12 protein-coding genes are annotated in these 15,345 nt (G+C 62.0%); 8 read left to right on the top strand and 4 right to left on the bottom strand.

Annotated elements, in window-relative coordinates:
* Window positions 1-192: 192 nt before the first annotated feature.
* The 5 genes from ACMDB8_RS10275 to ACMDB8_RS10255 all read left to right on the top strand — a co-directional run bounded on the left by ACMDB8_RS10275 (window position 193) and on the right by ACMDB8_RS10255 (window position 6,126).
* Window positions 193-1,218: an ABC transporter substrate-binding protein gene (locus ACMDB8_RS10275; RefSeq protein ID WP_056723596.1), complete on the top strand. Its 1,026-nt coding sequence runs from the start codon at window positions 193-195 to the stop codon at window positions 1,216-1,218.
* Window positions 1,215-2,159 (top strand): ABC transporter permease, encoded by a 945-nt coding sequence (locus tag ACMDB8_RS10270; protein WP_056723593.1) that lies wholly within the window; start codon window positions 1,215-1,217, stop codon window positions 2,157-2,159. The genes ACMDB8_RS10275 and ACMDB8_RS10270 overlap by 4 nt, the downstream gene beginning before the upstream one ends.
* Window positions 2,160-2,165: 6 nt before the next feature.
* The gene (locus ACMDB8_RS10265) at window positions 2,166-2,975 is read left to right on the top strand and encodes an ABC transporter permease (RefSeq protein ID WP_056723591.1); all 810 of its coding nucleotides are present in this window, start codon (window positions 2,166-2,168) and stop codon (window positions 2,973-2,975) included.
* Between the two features lie 16 nt (window positions 2,976-2,991).
* A complete protein-coding gene (locus tag ACMDB8_RS10260) occupies window positions 2,992-4,146 on the top strand; it encodes an ABC transporter ATP-binding protein (protein ID WP_409079291.1) in 1,155 nt (384 codons plus the stop codon).
* A gap of 264 nt (window positions 4,147-4,410) precedes the next feature.
* Window positions 4,411-6,126 carry an amidase gene (locus tag ACMDB8_RS10255; RefSeq protein WP_409079290.1) on the top strand — a complete coding sequence of 572 codons (1,716 nt, stop codon included), beginning with the start codon at window positions 4,411-4,413 and terminating at the stop codon, window positions 6,124-6,126.
* A 44-nt stretch (window positions 6,127-6,170) separates the two neighbouring features.
* On the opposite strand, the gene ACMDB8_RS10250 is transcribed toward ACMDB8_RS10255, so the two are convergent.
* The gene (locus ACMDB8_RS10250) at window positions 6,171-7,169 is read right to left on the bottom strand and encodes a bile acid:sodium symporter family protein (protein ID WP_056723684.1); all 999 of its coding nucleotides are present in this window, start codon (window positions 7,167-7,169) and stop codon (window positions 6,171-6,173) included.
* Window positions 7,170-7,254: 85 nt separating this feature from the next.
* Between ACMDB8_RS10250 and ACMDB8_RS10245 the strand changes: the two genes are divergently transcribed.
* Entirely contained in the window at window positions 7,255-8,043 is a 789-nt protein-coding gene (locus tag ACMDB8_RS10245) for an AraC family transcriptional regulator (RefSeq protein WP_409079289.1), read from the top strand.
* Between the two features lie 167 nt (window positions 8,044-8,210).
* Here ACMDB8_RS10245 and ACMDB8_RS10240 read toward each other — a convergent pair whose 3' ends face one another.
* Entirely contained in the window at window positions 8,211-9,311 is a 1,101-nt protein-coding gene (locus tag ACMDB8_RS10240; protein WP_409079288.1) for a polyamine ABC transporter substrate-binding protein, read from the bottom strand.
* Window positions 9,312-9,645: 334 nt separating this feature from the next.
* On the opposite strand from ACMDB8_RS10240, the gene ACMDB8_RS10235 reads away from it, so the two are divergent.
* The gene (locus ACMDB8_RS10235; protein WP_409079287.1) at window positions 9,646-11,247 is read left to right on the top strand and encodes a hypothetical protein; all 1,602 of its coding nucleotides are present in this window, start codon (window positions 9,646-9,648) and stop codon (window positions 11,245-11,247) included.
* A 160-nt stretch (window positions 11,248-11,407) separates the two neighbouring features.
* Here ACMDB8_RS10235 and ACMDB8_RS10230 read toward each other — a convergent pair whose 3' ends face one another.
* A complete protein-coding gene (locus tag ACMDB8_RS10230) occupies window positions 11,408-12,733 on the bottom strand; it encodes an OprD family porin (RefSeq protein WP_223541500.1) in 1,326 nt (441 codons plus the stop codon).
* Between the two features lie 355 nt (window positions 12,734-13,088).
* Between ACMDB8_RS10230 and ACMDB8_RS10225 the strand changes: the two genes are divergently transcribed.
* The gene (locus ACMDB8_RS10225) at window positions 13,089-13,709 is read left to right on the top strand and encodes a glutathione S-transferase family protein (RefSeq protein ID WP_056723580.1); all 621 of its coding nucleotides are present in this window, start codon (window positions 13,089-13,091) and stop codon (window positions 13,707-13,709) included.
* 69 nt (window positions 13,710-13,778) lie between these two features.
* Here ACMDB8_RS10225 and ACMDB8_RS10220 read toward each other — a convergent pair whose 3' ends face one another.
* Window positions 13,779-15,185: a purine-cytosine permease family protein gene (locus ACMDB8_RS10220; protein WP_409079286.1), complete on the bottom strand. Its 1,407-nt coding sequence runs from the start codon at window positions 15,183-15,185 to the stop codon at window positions 13,779-13,781.
* Window positions 15,186-15,345 lie beyond the last annotated feature (160 nt).

Here is a 15,345-nt window from a genome sequence, read left to right as displayed (position 1 = left end):
AGACCAATCCCCAGAGCCAAAAAAACCACTTTCGGCTGATAGCCGGTACGGCAAAGTGCTTGCACAAAGCTTGGAATACCATAATATGATATTCCATAGACCGGACAGTCAGCACTGACTCGACGGACCTACTGCTCCCGATAGGCGGGCACTCCAAGCCCCGCTCATAAACACAACAATGAGGGCGTGAAAATGGTGTTGAACAAACGTGCGACCGCGGTTCTTTTTGCGGGACTGCTGAGCGTCACCAGCCAGGCACTGCTGGCGGCTGAAAGCGTCAACTTCGTCAGTTGGGGCGGCAGCACCCAGGATGCGCAGAAGCAGGCCTGGGCCGACCCGTTCAGCAAGGCCAGCGGCATCACCGTGGTGCAGGATGGTCCGACCGACTACGGCAAGCTCAAGGCCATGGTCGAGAGCGGCAATGTGCAGTGGGACGTGGTCGACGTCGAAGCCGACTTCGCCCTGCGCGCCGCAGCCGAAGGCTTGCTCGAACCCCTCGATTTCAAAGTCATTGATCGCGACAAGATCGACCCGCGCTTTGTCAGCGACCATGGCGTCGGCTCGTTCTTCTTCTCCTTCGTCCTCGGCTACAACGAAGGCAAGCTCGGCGCCAACAAGCCTCAGGACTGGTCCGCGCTGTTCGACACCAAGACCTTCCCCGGCAAACGCGCCCTCTACAAATGGCCAAGCCCTGGCGTGCTGGAACTGGCGCTGCTGGCCGACGGTGTAGCGGCGGACAAGCTCTACCCGCTGGACCTGGACCGCGCGTTCAAAAAACTCGACACCATCAAGAAAGACATCGTCTGGTGGGGCGGCGGCGCACAGTCGCAGCAGCTGCTGGCCTCCGGTGAAGCGAGCATGGGTCAGTTCTGGAACGGCCGGATTCATGCCCTGCAAGAAGACGGCGCCCCGGTCGGCGTAAGCTGGAAGCAGAACCTGGTCATGGCCGACATCCTGGTCATTCCAAAAGGCTCGAAGAACAAGGACGCGGCGATGAAGTTCCTGGCCAACGCCAGCAGTGCCAAGGGCCAGGCGGACTTCTCCAACCTGACCGCCTACGCCCCGGTCAACGTCGACAGCGTGCAGCGCCTGGACTCGACGCTGGCCCCTAACCTGCCGACCGCTTACGCAAAGGATCAGATCACTCTTGATTTCGCGTACTGGGCCAAGAACGGTCCGGCCATCGCGACACGGTGGAACGAATGGCTGGTCAAATGAAAATGACGGCAACCGCGTCTCGTCCATCCACTGCCACCGGGAGCGCCACTGGCGCTGCCGGTTCGGCCCCCGCCAAGGCAGCTGTGATGACGCAATCCCCTTCCCTGGCGCAGCGCTGGCGTGGCGCAAGCAACCTGGTGCCCGCCCTGCTGTTTCTCGGCCTGTTTTTTCTGGCGCCGTTGATTGGCCTGCTGCTGCGCGGCGTGCTGGAACCGGTGCCGGGCCTGGGTAACTACGAACAACTGTTCGCCAACTCGGCCTATGCCCGGGTGTTGCTCAACACCTTCTCGGTGGCTGGCCTGGTGACCCTGTTCAGCCTGTTGCTGGGCTTCCCGCTGGCCTGGGCGATCACCCTGGTGCCCCGTGGCTGGGGTCGCTGGATCCTGAACATCGTGCTGCTGTCGATGTGGACCAGCCTGCTCGCCCGCACCTACTCCTGGCTGGTATTGCTGCAAGCCTCCGGGGTGATCAACAAGGCGTTGATGGCCATGGGCATCATCGATCAACCGCTGGAGATGGTGCACAACCTCACCGGCGTGGTGATCGGCATGAGCTACATCATGATCCCGTTCATCGTGTTGCCGTTGCAGGCGACCATGCAGGCCATCGACCCGATGATCCTGCAGGCCGGTTCGATCTGCGGCGCCAGCCCCTGGACCAACTTCTTCCGGGTGTTCCTGCCGCTGTGCCGGCCGGGGCTGTTCTCCGGCGGCCTGATGGTGTTCGTGATGTCCCTCGGTTACTACGTGACCCCGGCACTGCTGGGCGGTGCGCAAAACATGATGCTGCCCGAGTTCATCATTCAGCAGGTGCAGTCGTTCCTCAACTGGGGCCTGGCCAGCGCCGGCGCCGCGCTGCTGATCGTGATCACGCTGGTGTTGTTCTACTTCTACCTGAAGCTCCAGCCGGAATCCCCGGTTGGCGCCAGCAACGCGAGGTAAGCCGTCATGCTCCTGACCCCCAATGCCATGAGCCGGCGCATGCGCTTCGGCCTGTACACCACCACCGGGCTGATCGGTCTGTTCCTGCTGCTACCGATCGTGTTCATCGTGCTGCTGTCGTTCGGATCGTCGCAATGGCTGGTGTTCCCGCCGCCGGGCTGGACGCTGAAATGGTACGGCCAGTTTTTCTCCAACGCCGACTGGATGAACGCGGCCATGGCCAGCCTCAAGGTCGCGGTGCTGACCACCTTCTTCGCCGTCGCTTTGGGCCTGCCCACCGCGTTCGCCCTGGTGCGTGGCCGCTTCCCCGGCCGGGAAATGCTCTACGGCCTGTTCACCCTGCCGATGATCGTACCGCTGGTGATCATCGCCGTGGCGGTGTACGCGCTGTTCCTCAAACTGGGTTACACCGGGACCATGTTCGCCTTCGTGGTCAGCCACGTGATCGTCGCGTTGCCGTTTACCATCATCTCGATCATCAACTCGCTGAAGCTGTTCGATCAGTCGATTGAAGACGCGGCGGTGATCTGCGGCGCCTCGCGCTTGCAAGCGGTGTTCAAGGTGACCTTCCCGGCGATCCGTCCGGGCATGGTGGCCGGCGCCCTCTTCGCCTTCCTCGTCTCGTGGGATGAAGTGGTGCTCAGCGTGATGATGGCCAGCCCGACCCTGCAAACCCTTCCCGTGAAAATGTGGACCACCCTGCGCCAGGACCTGACGCCCGTGATCGCCGTCGCTTCGACGCTGCTGATCGGCCTCTCGGTATTGGTCATGGTGATCGCCGCCGCTCTGCGCCGGCGCAACGAAATCAGCGCTTGAGCGCCAGGAGTACGACATGAGTGCAGTGATCAAAGATTCCGCGCAGCAAAATGACAAGCCCCTGGTCAGCCTGCGTAACCTGAACAAGCACTACGGCGACTTTGCCGCCGTGGACAACATCTCGCTGGACATCAAGGACGGTGAATTCCTCACCTTCCTCGGCTCCAGCGGCTCGGGTAAAAGCACCACGCTGTCGATGCTGGCCGGCTTCGAAACCCCGAGCAGCGGCGAGATCCTGGTCAACGGCCAGTCGCTGGTGAACGTGCCGCCGCACAAACGCGACATCGGCATGGTGTTCCAGCGCTATTCGTTGTTCCCGCACCTGTCGGTACGCGACAACATCGTCTTTCCGCTGGCCATCCGCAAACTGGCGGCCGCCGAGCGCGAGCGCCGGGTCGATGCGATGCTCAAGCTGGTGCAGCTAGAGCAGTTTGCCCATCGCCGCCCTTCGCAACTGTCCGGTGGCCAGCAGCAACGGGTCGCCATTGCCCGGGCGCTGGTCTACGAACCACGCATCCTGCTGATGGACGAACCCCTCGGTGCACTGGACAAGAAACTGCGCGAAGACTTGCAGGATGAACTGCGTCAGCTGCATCGACGCCTGGGCATCACCATCGTCTACGTGACCCACGATCAGGAAGAAGCCATGCGCCTGTCCCAGCGCATCGCGATTTTCAGCCACGGCAAGATCGTCGGCCTGGGCAGCGGCTATGACCTGTACCAGAATCCGCCGAACGCCTTTGTCGCCTCGTTCCTCGGCAACTCGAACTTCCTCAAGCTCAAGGCCCAGGGCAATGCGGTGGCGACCTTCGAAGGGCAGCCGCTGTCGATTCGCCTGACCGCCGGCCTGCAAACCGATCAGGACGTGCTGCTGATGGTGCGCCCGGAAAAAGCCCTGGCCCTGAGCAATGAACAAGCCATTAGCGAACCGCTGGCCGCGGGCTGGAACGAAGTGACGGCCAAGGTCGTGGAAGTGTTGTTTCTCGGCGAGAGCCAGACCTGCAGCGTGGTCACTGCTGGCGGTACCTCGATGACGGTCAAGGCGCTGTCCGCCGCCGGCATGCCGCTCAAGGCAGGCGACCCGGTGCGGGTGCGCTGGGCCACCGCCGATGCCTGCGTCTACACCGAATGGGCCGAAAGCGACCTGAACAAGGCTGCCGGCGCTCACTGATCCATTGGCCTGCGCGCGCGGGCCACTATAATGAGTCACCCTCGGGCCACCACAACGTCGGGTTGTGGTGGCCTTTTTTCTGTCGCCTGTAAGATAAATTGGACAACGGATTCCTAAAATCCCGGTTTAATGCTAAATAGTGCTCAGTATTTTTAACACCCGACCCTGTCGTGCCACACAGTGCAACGAGAATAACGATATGAAAGTCCATTTCGAGAAAAGTGAAGTGTTTGGGACCCTCCACCTGCAAGCGGCGGTGGCAGCATGATCGAAGTTACCGAAGTTTCCATCGCCGAGCTGCGCGCCGCGCTCGAATCCGGCCAGACCACCTCGGTTGAACTGGTCCAGGCTTATCTCGCGCGAATCGACGCCTATGACGGCCCCGAAACGCCTACCGCGCTGAACGCGGTCGTGGTGCGCAACCCGGAGGCGCTGGCCGAAGCGCAGGCGTCCGACGCCCGTCGTGCCAAGGGCCAGACGCTGGGAGCGCTGGACGGTATCCCCTACACCGCCAAGGACAGCTATCTGGTCAAGGGCCTCACCGCCGCTTCCGGCAGCCCGGCCTTCAAGGACCTGGTCGCCTATCGCGATGCGTTCACCATCGAACGCCTGCGTGCTGCCGGGGCGATCTGCCTGGGCAAGACCAACATGCCGCCGATGGCCAACGGCGGGATGCAGCGCGGCGTCTACGGCCGCGCCGAGAGCCCGTACAACGCTGACTACCTCACCGCCCCTTTCGCCTCCGGCTCGTCGAACGGCGCGGGTACTGCCACTGCCGCCAGTTTCGCCGCATTCGGTGTGGCGGAAGAAACCTGGTCGAGCGGGCGCGGCCCGGCCTCGAACAATGGCTTGTGCGCCTACACCCCTTCGCGCGGGGTGATCTCGGTACGCGGCAACTGGCCGTTGACCCCGACCATGGACGTGGTCGTGCCGTTTGCCCGGACCATGGCCGACCTGCTCGAAGTGCTCGACGTGGTAGTGGCCGATGACCCGGACACCCGTGGCGACCTGTGGCGCCTGCAACCCTGGGTGCCGATCCCGAAATCCTCTTCGGTCCGCCCTGAGTCCTACGCGGCGCTGGCCGCCAACAGTGATGCGCTCAAAGGCAAGAAGTTCGGCATTCCACGCATGTACATCAACGCCGACCCTGAAGCCGGTACGTCCGAAGCACCGGGCATTGGTGGCCCGACCGGCCAGCGCATCAATACCCGTCCTTCGGTGATCGGGCTCTGGGAACAGGCGCGCAAGGCCCTCGAATCCGCAGGCGCCGAAGTGCTCGAAGTGGACTTCCCGCTGGTTTCCAATTGCGAGGGCGATCGTCCTGGTGCGCCGACCGTGTTCAATCGTGGCATCGTCTCCAAAGAATTTCTGCACCATGAATTGTGGGACCTGACCGCCTGGGCCTTCGATGATTTCCTGCAAGCCAACGGCGATCCCAAACTGAATCGCCTCGTCGATGTCGACGGCCCGCAGATCTTCCCTCACGACCCGGGCACCCTGCCCAACCGCGAGGGCGACCTGGCCGCTGGCATGGACGAATACGTGCGAATGGCCGAGCGCGGCATCACCCCGTGGGACCAGATCAGCACGGTGCCGGACGGCCTGCGCGGGCTGGAAAAAACCCGCAAGATCGATCTGGAAGACTGGATGGATCGCCTGGGGCTCGACGCGGTGCTGTTCCCGACGGTGGCCGATGTGGGTCCGGCGAATGCCGATGTCGATCCGCAATCGGCGGACATCGCCTGGAGCAACGGCGTGTGGGTCGCCAATGGCAACCTCGCCATCCGTCACCTGGGCGTGCCAACGGTCACCGTGCCGATGGGCGTGATGCCGGACATCGGCATGCCGGTCGGCCTGACCTTTGCCGGTCGTGCCTATGACGACTCGTCGCTGCTGCACCTGGCATCGGCGTTCGAGTCGACCGGCAGCAAACGCATGATCCCGCCGCGTACTCCGCCATTGGTTGCGGGCAAGCAGTAAATCGTAAAACCATGGCGGCTCACTCGAGCCGCCATTGTTGCCGATCAAGGATCAACCTGAGCCATCAGTTCCGGAATCGATTCCGACCGCTTGGCATAACGCTGCGCCAGCACCGCACAGACCATCAGTTGAATCTGGTGGAACAGCATCAGCGGCAGGATCAGCAAGCCAATGGTGCTGCCGGCAAACAACACCTGCGCCATTGGCACCCCGGTCGCCAGGCTTTTCTTCGAACCGCAGAACAGAATGGTGATGCGGTCTTCCTGATTAAAACCGAACGCCTTGCCCAGTACGGTCGCGGCCACCAGCACCAGCGTCAGAACGATGCAGCAAACCAGCACCAGCCCGACCAGATCCAGCAATGGAATCTGCTGCCACAGGCCTTCGATTACCGCCTCGCTGAACGCGCCGTAGACCACCAGCAAAATCGACCCCTGGTCGACGAACTTCAACCAACTCTTGTTGCGCGCCACCCAGTTGCCGATCCAGCGCCGAGCGATCTGCCCGGCAATGAACGGCAGCAGCAACTGCACGCTGATCTTGAGGATGGCGTCGAGGGTCGAGGAGCCTTCGCCGTGCACGTTCAACAGCAGGGCCACCAGCAACGGCGTGAGGAAAATCCCGAACAGGCTCGACGCCGCCGCGCTGCAAATCGCCGCCGGGATGTTGCCCCGTGCCAGGGAGGTAAAGGCAATCGCCGACTGCACCGTGGCAGGCAGCGCGCAGAGGTAGAGCATGCCCATGTACAGGTCATTGCCGATCAGCGGCGACAGCAGCGGCTTGAGCGCCAGGCCGAGCAGCGGGAACAGCACGAAGGTCAGGCTGAACACCAGCAGATGCAGGCGCCAGTGCCCGGCACCGGCGATGATCGATTCGCGGGACAGCTTGGCGCCATGCAGGAAAAACAGCAGCGCGATGGCGATGTTGGTCAGCCAGCCAAAACCGACCGCGACCTGACCGCTGGCGGGCAGCAGGCTGGCGAGCGTCACGACGCCGATCAGGGTCAGGGTGAAGTTGTCGGGTAACAGACGGGGGCGAGTCATGGGGTTGATCATCCGGGGGTTGCCAGTACGTGAAAGCGACTCTAACGTGACTGGGAATTACCGACTAACGCCGATGAGCCAGCTGATGCCGCCTAAAGGACATGACAAGAGTGTTCGACGCAGTATTCCCGGGCTGTCCAGCCTGCCACGACCGCTCTATGGCCGTACCGAATCGCTGCCCAATCGCGCCCTGACCCGGCGCCACAGCCATCCGTGGGTGCAGCTTTCCTATGCGATTGCGGGCGTGCTCGAAATACAGACCGGCGCCGGGCGCTTCGTCGCCCCGCCGGAGCGTGCGGTGTGGATTCCGGCGGGCATGCCGCACCGGGTGTTCAGCTCGCCACGCACGGAAATGCGCAGCCTGTACATCGATTGCAGTGTCTCGACGTGGGCGCCGCCGGGGTGTCATGTGTTGGGGGTCAGCGACTTGTTGCGTGAGTTGATCCGCGCCTTCAGTCAGATACCGGTGGAATACGATCAGGACGGACCGCACGGTCGGTTGGCCCAGGTGATTCTGGATCAGTTGGCTGAGGCACCGCAGATCGACCTGATGCTACCCCTGCCCCAGGACAGCCGATTGCGGCAAATCGCCCAAAGCCTGGAGTCGCACCCGGAGCAACAGACCACCCTCAGTCACTGGAGCGACCAATTCGGCGTCACCGAGAAAACCCTCAGTCGCCTGTTCCTGCACGACACCGGCCTGACCTTTCGCGCCTGGCGCCAGCGCTTGCGTTTGCTTGGCGCCCTCACGCCACTGGAGCAGGGCGAGCGCGTGACCGACGTCGCGTTGGCCTGTGGCTACGATTCGACCTCGGCGTTTATCGCGGCCTTCCGTCAGCAGTTCGGCGAAACACCGGGCGAATTCTTTCGCTGAGCCCCACACAGAACAAACTGTGGGAGCGGGCTTGCTCGCGAATGCGCTGGATCAGTCGACATATGCATTGACTGACACTCTGCCTTCGCGAGCAAGCCCGCTCCCACAGGGTCATGTGGTGTACACAAAATCTGTGCCCCACAGAGATCTCACACAATTTCTCGCTGTTACTGATCGGACTTGATGCTGGTCCAGACCCTGGTGCGCACCCGCTCAAGCTTTTGCGGCAATGGCTGCACGACGTACAGCGTCTTCAAGGCCTCGCTGGTCGGTGTCAGGTTCGGGTTGCCGGTGATGTCCTTGTTGATCAGCGCCAGCGAGTCCTTGTTGGCATTCGGGTAACCGAGGAAGTCGCTGATCGGCGCGATGACTTTCGGGTCCAGCAGGTTGTTGAGGAATTCGTGGGCCTCGGCGACGTTCTTCGCGCTTTTCGGGATGGCGAAGGTGTCGAACCAGATCGGTGCGCCCTCTTTCGGCAGGCGCCAGTCGACGACCACGCCGTTGCCCGCCTCTTTGGCGCGATTGCCGAATTGATAGAAGCTGCCGGAGTAACCGATGGCCACGCAGATATCGCCGTTGGCGATGTCGGTCATGTACTTGGCGGAGTTGAAGTAGGTGACGTAGGGGCGAACCTTGAGCATCAGCGCCTTGGCTTTTTCGTAGTCATCGGGGTTCTGGCTGTTCGGGTCCAGCCCCAGGTAATGCAGGGCCAGCGGCAGGATCTCCGACGGCGAGTCGAGCATGGCGACGCCACAGGCCTTGAGCTTCTCCATGTTCTCGGGCTTGAACACCAGGTCCCAGCTGTCCACCGGTGCATTCTCGCCCAGCGCCGCCTTGACCTTGGCCGGGTTGAAGCCGATCAGCACGGTGCCGTACATGTAGGGCACGCCGTACTGGTTGCCCGGGTCGTTCTTGTCCAGCAGCTTGAGCAAGGCCGGGTCCTGGTGCGACCAGTTCGGTAGCTTGGACTTGTCGAGTTTCTGGAACACGCCCGCCTTGATCTGGGTTTCGATGAACTGGTTCGACGGCACCACCAGGTCGTAACCCGAGTTGCCGGTCAGCAGCTTGGCTTCCAGGGACTCGTTGGTGTCGAAGGTGTCCCAAGTCACCTTGATCCCGGTGTCCCTGGCGAAATCCTTGGGCACCGACGGCAGGATGTAGTCCGCCCAGTTGTACACCCGCAATTCGCGCTGTTCGGCGTGCACCGCGCTGGCCAGCAGCGACAGTCCGCAAACGGTGGCGCCCAGTATGCGTTTCATTGAGTCCATGGATCATTTCCCCAAGTGTGGCGTGAGTTCGATGGTTTTTATGTTCTGTACACGGCAGCGGCCTTGAAAGTAGCCAAGGGCAAGGAAGTGAAGCGTCTGGTTGTGGTTTCAATGCGGGTTGCCGACTCAGCCACCCGCGTCTGATTCTTGCTGACGGCGTGGTCGGTTCACAGCGTGAGGCAGGCCAAAAGGAGACCGAAATGGCCAAAATAGGTGTCCGCATTGATCAGCGGCGCGAAGCACTTCACCGTGGGTTAGTCCAAACAGCCGATGCCCGGGCAGTCTCCTTGCTGCTTATTGCGCATCACACCAATAACAAGATCGCGAGGCTTCGATGCGTGCTCCACTCCTGCTTGCCCTGCCCCTGCTCGGCCTGCTCAGCGCCTGTTCCGAACCCTATGACCCACAACCGCTGGCCAGCACCGGCAATGCCACTGCATTGATCGGCAGCGCCACTGTCCCTCGACCGCTGAGCGGCGCCATACCCGCAAACCCCTTCATGGCCAGCAACGGCAGCAGCTACATGCATGCCGATGGCTACAGCTCCGACTCGCACCCCGGCCCCGGTCCATTGGGCGGCGACATGCAAGTGAGCAGCCGCGACGGCAGTCGCAAGCCCGGCGGCATGTGCCCGATCCATACCTTCGATCAGCAGGGTCGCCTGGTGGTGCTGTGCGCCAACCTGATGCAGTTCGAACTGCAACTGCTCGAACCGCGCACTCTCAAGCTGCTGGCCCGCTACCCGCTGCCGCCGCGTCCGTCGACCTTCCACGCGCTGATTACCCTGGACCCGGACAAGATCATGGCCGACACCTCCGGCGCCTATTTCTATGTCGACGAACAGAATCGCGTGGTCATCGCCGATGCCGAGCAGCACATCCAGCGCGTCGTGCATCGTCAGGATCAATCCGGTGCGTGGTCGTTCGAAGAGGTCGACAACTGGGACCTGAGCGACAAGGTTCCCCACGATTGCGTGCGCCCTACTTCCTGGTTTCCCAAGGGTGAGTGCGATCCCATTACCGGGGTCATGCCTGATCATCAGGGCTTGATCTGGTGGATCACCCGACGCGGGCGCATCGGTACCCTGAACCCGAACACCGGCAAGGTCCAGGGCATCCAACTGGCCAACGAAGAAATCCAGAACGGCATGTCGGTGGCGGCCGATGGCGTCTATCTGGTGTCCGACCACGCCATGTACCGCTTCGCCGCCGATGCCGATGGCAAGCCCGTGCAAGGCTGGCGCGAAGTCTACGACCGTGGCACCGGGCGCAAGGTCGGGGCGATCAATCAGGGCAGCGGCACGACCCCGACCCTGCTCGGCGAGCGCTACGTCACCATCACCGACAACAGCGACGGGCGCATCAACCTGCTGGTCTACCGTCGCGAGCAGGACTACGCCGGCAACCGGCTGATCTGCAAGCTGCCGGTGTTCGACAACAACGCCTCGGCCACCGACAACTCGGCCATCGGCTGGGGGCGCTCGATCATCCTCGAGAACAATGCCGGCTACACCAGCGCCTTCGCGCAGAAGGACTGGCAGGCCGTGCATGGCGGCATCAGCCGCATCGACATCCGCACCGATGAGTCGGGCTGCGACCGGGTCTGGGAATCGAAGGAGCGGTCGCCTTCGGTGGTCCCCAAACTCTCGGTGAGCAACGGCCTGTTGTACTTCTACACCTTCGAGCCGCAGCCCGACGGCGAGAACGCCTGGTACCTGATGGCGCTGGATTTCGACAGCGGCCAGACCCGATTCAAGGCGTTGAGCGGGGTCGGCCAGGCGTTCGACAACAACTGGTCGCCGATCACACTGGCACCGGATGGCACGGCCTATGTCGGGACTTTCGGTGGGTTGGTTGCGCTTTGGGACAAGGGTGTGAATGCAGTCAATGAGCCACCGCGCTTCAGCGAGAAACAGACAAACCGGGTTCCTGAATGAGCCGGGCCCCCTGTGGCGAGGGAGCTTGCTCCCGCTCGGCTGCGCAGCAGTCGCACATCCTGCCGACGCGGTATATGACCGAATAATGGGGGCCGCTGCGCGACCCAGCGGGACCAAGCTCCCTCGCCACAATCACCCTCTGTTCTATCTCGTTGCTCACCTACAACAACGACAAGGTGTAGTTGATGATGAACCGGCTCTGATCCACGTTGCGGCCCGCGTCAGTGTTCGATTTGGCATTGCGCAAGGAGAACCCCACCCCCTTGAACGTGCCCGACTGCAACACGTAGTCCAGGGTCATGTCGCGCTCCCACTCGGACTGGTCACTGGCGTTTTGCGCCTTGATGTCCGTGCCCTTGAGATACACGATCGAGGCTTTCAGGCCCGGCACGCCCAAGGGCGCGAAGTCGTAGGTGTATTGGCCGAAATTGGTCTGCTCGCCGGCCCGGGCAAAGTTCTGGATCATCTTGTCGGTGGGCAGGTAGACACTGCCGCCGCCCGCCCCCTTGTCCACCAGGCTGCCCTGGTTGGGCTGGACGAAGTTGCTGCCGCCACCCACCTGTTGATGCCCCACCGACACCGCGTGCCCGCCATGGGTGTAGGTGACCATCGCAGACCAGGTGCTGTTGTCGATTTCACCGTCGTTGTCGTCGGTATAGCCCGACACCCGATAGCCTTGCGCGCGGCCGGCGGCAGAGCTGTTGGCACCGCTCGACGTGGTGCGGAAATAGCGCAGGTCGGTAGTCAGTGAGCTCGCGCTGTCGATGGGCAGGATGTGCGTCAGCCCGAGGAAGTTCTGGTTGTAGAAGTCTTCCAGTTGCGCGAAGTAATACTGGCTCTTCAGATTCCTGGTGAGGTTGTAGTCGCCGCCGGCGTAGTAGAACTTGTTGCTGTCCTGCGTGCTGCCGGCGACCGACAGGCCTGTGCGGTCCGTCGAGGCACGCCCTACCGCGTGCTCCAGCACACCGCCGGTCAACGTCAGGCCATCGATGTCGTTGGATGTGATCTGCGCGCCGGTAAACGATTGCGGCAACACACGGGCATCGTTCGCCAGCAGGATCGGCAATTTCGGCAGCAAGGTGCCGTAGCGAAATTCCGTCCTGGCCAGGCGCATCTTCGCCGTAGGACCGAAGCTGCTCCAGGCGGCCGCCGCGCCGTCGCCGTCAGAGGGAATCATGCCGCTGCCGACGTGGCGCCCCGCGCCGCTGTCCAGCGTGATGCCGAGCAATGCCTGGGCATCGAGCCCGAACCCCACCGCGCCCTGCGTAAACCCGGACTCATAGCGCAACACGAAACCCTGGGCCGCCTCTTCGGTTTTCGAAGGGGTCGCGCTGCCATCGCGATTGTCGCTGTTGAAGTACAGGGTGCGCATGGACAGGCTGGCCTTGCTGTCTTCCAGGAAACCATGGCTTGCGGTGTCAGCCGCTTGTGCGCACACCGAACTGGTGGCCAGCAAGACTGCGGTGGGGATGGCTCGTTTGAACATAGGGTGCTCCTGGGTGTTTCTTATCGTTATTTGAAGGTTTCACCGCCAGGCAGGACCCGGTTGCCGCCCACGCAACAGCGCTCAACACGGGCGCGAAAACGGGCGCGCTCGATGAGTGGCATGAGCATCGTACGTTCGGGGTGAGGGTTGACTGACTGGCTTGTGAAACTCTTAAAACATTTCGAGAGGCTATTATCAAACGCGATGAAAGTAGTTTTCGTGCAGGGATAAGGCTTGTCGCGCAGGGGTATGGACGATCACTGTTTTTGTATATCGGTGCGGCGGATTTTCACCATACTGACATCGTCGGCGGTGCTCGGAGGCTGCTTGCCTGTCCCAACAGGAGCAATGACCCATGAACGATCAAATCGAACTTTACGGCGCGAACACCGGCAACAGCCTGCGGGCAGCGATTGCCCTGGAAGAGTCGGGCATCGCCTACACCGCACGCAGGCTCGACCTGTACGCACAGGAGCATCGTGGGCCGGCCTTCCTGGCACTTAACCCGGCCGGGAAGGTCCCGACCCTGATCGATCACGGGACAGCGCCGCCGCTGGTCATCAACCAGTCCAACGCCATCATCCAGTACGCCGACTCCATTGCCCCCGGAAGGCTCGCACCGGCGCAGCCGGGACCTGCGCGCACCCGGGTGATCGACCGCTATTTCTTTTTCGTGACCGATGTCATCGCCCCCAGCCATGCGGCGTTTTTCCTGCACCAGGCGGGGCAGGACAAGGCCGCGGCGATCATTGATCTGCGGGTGATCGAGCAACTGACTTACGCGGAATGTTTTCTGGCTGCCGGATTCATGGCCGGAGAGCAGTTCTCCATGGCCGACATTTCGGCGTTCACCATCGTCACAGCGTTCCGTGATCGACTGGAATGGAAAGAGCTTCCGCAACTTTCGCGCTGGTTCGACTCGGTCGAAGCCAGGCCGGCGGTACAACGCGGCCTGAATGCGTTCAATCATTGCTGAGCGATTGCCGAAAACAAAAATGCCCGACAAAGCGCCGGGCATTTTCAGACGAACACGAAAGGATTTGCCTCAGTCGGTGTAGCCGAGTTCGACCGAGCGGCTTTGCTGCGACTGGTTTCGTGTTGCGAGGCAGTAATACAACGGGCACGTCACCGCCAGCCCCACCAGCCACGACAGGTCCGCGCCCTCCACAAGATTGGCGTACGGCCCGACGTACAACGATGTGTTGGCAAACGGCAGTTGCACGATGATGCCGATGAAGTAGGCAATGATCGCGTGCAGGTTGAAGCGCCCGTAGATACCGCCGTCAGCCCGGAAGATCGAGGCGATGTCATAGCGACGAAGCTTGATCAGGTAGAAGTCGATCAGGTTGATCGAGGCCCACGGCACCAGCACCAGCAACAGCGCCAGGATCAGGCCGATGAATTGCGCAATGAAATTCGCCGAGGCCCCCAGCGCCACCACGCAGCAGCCCGCCAGCACGATGCTCGACAACACCACGCGCACCTTGATGCTGGGCGTCCACTGGCTGGCGAAGGTCTGGATCGAGGTGATGATCGACAGCACCGCGCCATACAGATTCAAGGCGTTGTGGCTGATGATGTTGAGCAGAAACAACACCATCAGGATCGGCCCCAGCCAACCGGTGGACTGCTTGACCGCCGCCATCGCCTCGGTGCCTTCCGGGGTTGCCAGTACCGCCACGGCGCCGAAGGTGAACGACAGGATCGTGCCCAGGGTCGCCCCCAGGTAAGTGGCGAAGAACGGCCGGGTGATGCCGATATCCGCCGGCAGGTAACGCGAATAGTCCGACACGTACGGCGAGAAGCTGATCTGCCAGATGATGCCCAGCGACACCGTGGCCAGCCAGCCGGACAGGTTGAACCCGCCGCGGGTGAAGAAGTCCGCCGGCAGATCATGGGCGAAGATATAGAGGAAACCCGCGAGCAAGGCACTGCCCATCACCCAGGTGCCGATACGGTTGAGGGTATGGATGAAGCGATAGCCAATCACTCCGATGGCCGTGGCGCTGAGGGCGCCGATGAGGATGCTGGCCGGCACCGGAACCGACGGCGCAATGCCGACAATCGATTTGCCCGCCAGCACGATGTTGGAAATGAAGAAACCGATGTAGATCAACGCCGCGAAGAACACGATCAGCAGCGCGCCATAACGGCCGAACTGGCCACGGCTCTGCACCATCTGCGGGATGCCCATGCACGGCCCCTGGGCCGACGCCAGCGCAATCACCACGCCGCCGACCATGTGCCCGAGGGCAATTGCCAGCAACCCCCAGAACAGGTTGAGGTGGAACACCTGGACCACCATGGCGCCGGTGACGATGGGCAGTGGCGCGATGTTGGTGCTGAACCACAGGGTGAAGAGATCGCGGGCCTTCCCGTGGCGCTCTGCGAGTGGAACGTAGTCGACCGTGTGGTTCTCGATCAACGGGTCTTGCCGGGACATCTGGGACATGTGCATGAACTCGAGTTTGTCTGTTCTTATCTTTGTATGAAGCCAAACCGGGGGGACTCTCTGGCCGCCCCTCAGATGCTAGCCATATTATGGTATTCCAAACTTTACACAAGACTGATCCGGTCTTTAAACAAGCATCTGAGCCGGCATCCTGCCCGAA

Source organism: Pseudomonas monachiensis (assembly GCF_047345015.1).
GTDB lineage: Bacteria > Pseudomonadota > Gammaproteobacteria > Pseudomonadales > Pseudomonadaceae > Aquipseudomonas > Aquipseudomonas monachiensis.
The sequence above is the reverse complement of the archived record's forward strand: the minus strand, read 5'-3'. Positions and strand labels throughout refer to the sequence as shown.